This window comes from Paenibacillus sp. AR247, from assembly GCF_002968895.1.
In the GTDB taxonomy this organism is placed as follows: domain Bacteria; phylum Bacillota; class Bacilli; order Paenibacillales; family Paenibacillaceae; genus Paenibacillus_AQ; species Paenibacillus_AQ favisporus.
Window position 1 is genome coordinate 182,539 of sequence record NZ_PCZT01000002.1, and the last position, 3,874, is coordinate 186,412.

Annotated in this window: 1 protein-coding gene and 3 pseudogenes; all 4 read left to right on the forward strand. The window is 55.8% G+C overall.

The features are described from left to right. Positions 1–100: 100 nt before the first annotated feature. The 4 genes and pseudogenes from CPT76_RS01240 (at position 101) to CPT76_RS01255 (ending at position 3,755) form a co-directional block, all read left to right on the forward strand. Positions 101–1,143, forward strand: a pseudogene (locus tag CPT76_RS01240) (ABC transporter substrate-binding protein). 132 nt (positions 1,144–1,275) lie between these two features. Beyond that, positions 1,276–2,178: pseudogene (locus tag CPT76_RS01245) on the forward strand (nucleoside hydrolase); the annotation flags it as partial. A gap of 61 nt (positions 2,179–2,239) precedes the next feature. Further along, positions 2,240–2,683 (forward strand): annotated as a pseudogene (locus CPT76_RS01250) (ABC transporter permease); the annotation flags it as partial. A gap of 16 nt (positions 2,684–2,699) precedes the next feature. Then, positions 2,700–3,755 (forward strand): ABC transporter ATP-binding protein, encoded by a 1,056-nt coding sequence (locus CPT76_RS01255; RefSeq protein WP_105441669.1) that lies wholly within the window; start codon positions 2,700–2,702, stop codon positions 3,753–3,755. The last annotated feature ends 119 nt before the right edge of the window (positions 3,756–3,874 follow it).

The following is a 3,874-nucleotide window of genomic DNA, read 5'->3' on the forward strand; positions in this document are numbered from 1 at the left end:
CGGCGGAAGCCCGGCATACGGCCTGCAGCAGAAAAACAAATAAAAAATAAACCATTACAGGAGTGAATCGATTGTGAAGAAACCATGGATTAAGGGACTCATGACTTGTACGCTGGCAGCGCTGGTACTTGCGGGATGCGGAAACGGAGGCAGCGAAGACAGCAGCTCCGGCGGATCGTCTGGCGGCCAGAAAAAGCTGGTCGTTTCGACCTGGGGATTTGCCGAGGACTTCTACAATAAAGAAGTGTATGCCCCATTCGAAAAAGAGCACAATGTGAAAATCGTCCTGGAGACCGGCAACAACGCCGACCGCCTGAGCAAAATTTTGCAGGGCAGCTCCGACGTCGATGTCGTCTATCTGTCGGATTATTACGCACAGCAGGGCATTGAAGCGGGAGCCTTCGAAAAGATCGACCGCAGCCGGCTGAGCAATCTTGACTCGCTCTATGATATCGCCAAAGCGCCAAACGGCGAAGATTACGGTCCGGCCTACACGATTGGCCAATTGGGTATCGCTTATGACCAGAAGGCAGCCGGAACGACGATATCCTCCTGGGCTGACTTGTGGAAGCCGGAGCTGAAAGGCAAAGTGACGATGCCGAGCATTACGTCCACCAGCGGTCCGATGATGGTCGACGCCGCTTCCAAGGTAGCTGGAAGCACGGAATTCAATGAAGACAAGGCATTTGGCAAACTGGCCGAGCTCAATCCGAGCGTCGTGAAATACTACAGCCAGACGTCCGAGTTCATCAACATGTTCACGCAGGGCAAGCTGCTGCAGGACCGATCATGCAAATGTATCTCGGCGACCTGAAGAAGGCCGACCCGAACGTTGAATTCGTAACGCCGTCGGAAGGCGCGTACGCCATCGTCAATACGCTGAACGTCGTCAAAGGAAGCAAAAACAAAGAACTTGCCGAAGACTTCATCAACTGGCAGCTTAGCCAGGAAGTTCAGGAAAAAGCGGCTAAAGCCAAGGTCGACTCTCCTGCCAACCGCAATGTCAGCCTCAGCGCTGAGGAAGCCGCTGCCGTAACGTACGGCTCCAGCGTCGTTGAGAAGCTGCAAAAGCTGGACATGGCGTTCGTCAACAAAAACCTGAAGAGCTGGACGGACCGTTTCAACCGTGAAGTGACGAAGTAACGCCAAGCCTTTTTTGTAAATATAAGCAGCCTTACGGGGTTATGATTCAGCAGGGGCTGCCCGCCCCTGCTTTTTATTCACCGCTGCCTGGTTACAAGGCGGCACATCCTTCATTTTGAAAGGGGAATCCATGTGAAGAAAGCCATCCTGGATGTCGATACCGGCATTGACGACGCGCTCGGAATTATGCTGGCTGTCCGCAGCGGCGAGCTGGACGTGCTCGGGATCTCGACAGTCAACGGCAACGTGTCACTTACGACTGCAACCTTGAACACTTGCAAAATATTGGACTTCATCAAGGCGCCGGCGTCCATCTCGGTCTATCCCGGGGCATCCCGGCCGCTCCTGCGGGACCGTCTGTTTGAGCACCGCGTGCACGGCGAGGACGGATTGGGCGGCGCCCTCTTGGACATGCAGCCTGCCGACCGGACCGACCCGGATACGTTCGGGCCCGATTTCATCGTGGAGCAGGCCAAGCGCTATCCCGGAGAAATCACGCTCATCGCTACCGGGCCGCTGACGAATGTGGCTCTAGCCCTCGCCAAGCATCCGGGCCTGGTCGACGATATCAAGGAGCTGGTCGTCATGGGCGGTGCGGTCCGTACGCACGGCAACATTACGCCGACAGCGGAATACAACATCCATGTCGATCCGGAAGCGGCGCGCCTGGTCTTTCAGGCCGGATTCCCGTCCCTGACGCTGGTCGGACTCGACGTGACGCGCAAAGCGCTGCTGACCAGCGCGCATATCGACGCGCTCGGCTCCTCGGAGATCGCGGGTTACGTGCGCCAGAGCACATCGGATTACATGGAGCGCTACTATGAGCGCAACGGGGTCCGGGCCTGCGCCATGCACGACCCTTTGGCGGTCGGCGCCGCTATTTGGCCCGAGCTGGTTCGGACGGAGCGTCTATACGTCGATGTGGAGACCCGGAGCGAGCTGTGTGACGGGCAGACGGTGTGCGATTTCCAAAACCGTTTGCTGCACCAGCCGAACCTGAACGTATGCCTTGATGCCGATTCTGACGCCTTTTTGAACCGCTTATCGCCGTGCTGCGCGGTGGATCCTACCAATAACAGGAGATTACATTCATGTTACGCTGCTCAAGTACGTCGTCATCACATTCCACTTCCCGATTTATACGTCGCTCCTGATCGGCCATACGATCATTATGCTGCCGTTTATTATCCGGGTCATCGGCTCCAGCCTCGCCAACTTCGATTTCGCGGTCGAGGAAGCGGCGCTAAGCCTTGGATCCAGCCGGCTTGCGACCTTTTTCAAAGTCGTCCTGCCGAACATTAAATCCGGCATCATCGCTTCGGTGCTGCTCGCGTTCCTCGAATCGTTCAACAACGTGGATATTTCGCTGTTTATGACCGGTCCGGGCGTCAGCACGCTGCCGATCCAGATGCTGACCTACGTCGAAAACTATTTTGACCCGACCATCGCAGCCATCTCGGTCCTGCTCATGCTGATCACGGCCGTGTTCATGTTCGTCATCGAAAGGCTGCTCGGACTAACCTATTTCACCAAACAATAACGAAAGGCGTGAGACGATGGCACTACTACAACTTGAAAACGTATCGGTCGCCTATGACCAGCAGTATATTCTGAAAGACTTCAACCTTTCCATTGAGAAAGGCCACCTGATCTCCCTGCTGGGTCCCAGCGGCTGCGGCAAAACGACAACCCTTCGGCTCATCGCCGGCTTCCTCGAAGCGACGGACGGAGCCTTCAAATTCAGCGGCAAGGACTATACGCGCGTGCCGATCAACAAGCGGAATTTCGGCTTCGTTTTCCAGAGCTACGCCTTGTTCCCGCACCTGTCCGTGTTTGACAACGTCGCCTTCGGACTGCGCCAGCGCAAAGTCAAGGAAGACGAGATCAAGAAGCGGGTCATGAACATGCTGGAGATCGTCAACCTCGGCGGATTTGAAAAAAGATTCCCGCAGGCGCTCTCCGGCGGCCAGAAGCAGCGCGTCGCCATCGCACGGGCCCTCGTCATTGAGCCGGATTTGCTCCTGTTCGATGAGCCGCTCTCCAATCTGGACGCTAACCTCAGGGTGAACATGCGCGTGGAAATCCGCCGCATCCAGCAGGAGCTCGGCATCACGACCGTGTACGTATCGCACGACCAGGAGGAGTGCTTCTCCATTTCGGACCGGGTCGCCGTCATGAACAAAGGGATCATCGAGCAGCTGGATCAGCCGTCGGTCATTTTCCAGTATCCGAAATCCGAATTCGTCGCCCGCTTCATCGGCTTCAACAACTTCATCCATTTTGACGAGCGGGACAGCGAAGGCTCCTTCTTCACCCTGCGCAAGGGAGACTACCATTTTCATGCCGCCAAGGCCGATGGTATGCCCGTCACGATGAAGGGTGCCATCCGTCCCGACGACCTCATTGCCGGTACGCTGCAGGAAATCAATCCCGGCGACAACGTACTGACCGGCAAGGTCAAAGTCAGCACGTATCTTGGACGCAGCTACCAATACGTCGTTGATACGCCGCTGGGCGAATTTACGGTCAACCAGGAAATGCAGCAGCCCTATGCGAACGGGCAGGAAATCCGTCTGTTGTTTCCATCGGATAAGCTCGTTCTTGTCGAATAACCATAGGGGGAACAACGTATGCAAGCAGATTTGCTATTTCTTCAAGCCAAGGTGTACAACAGTTACTTTAAGCAGTGGTCAACCAACAACGTCGCCGTCAAGGACGGCAAGTTTTTCTA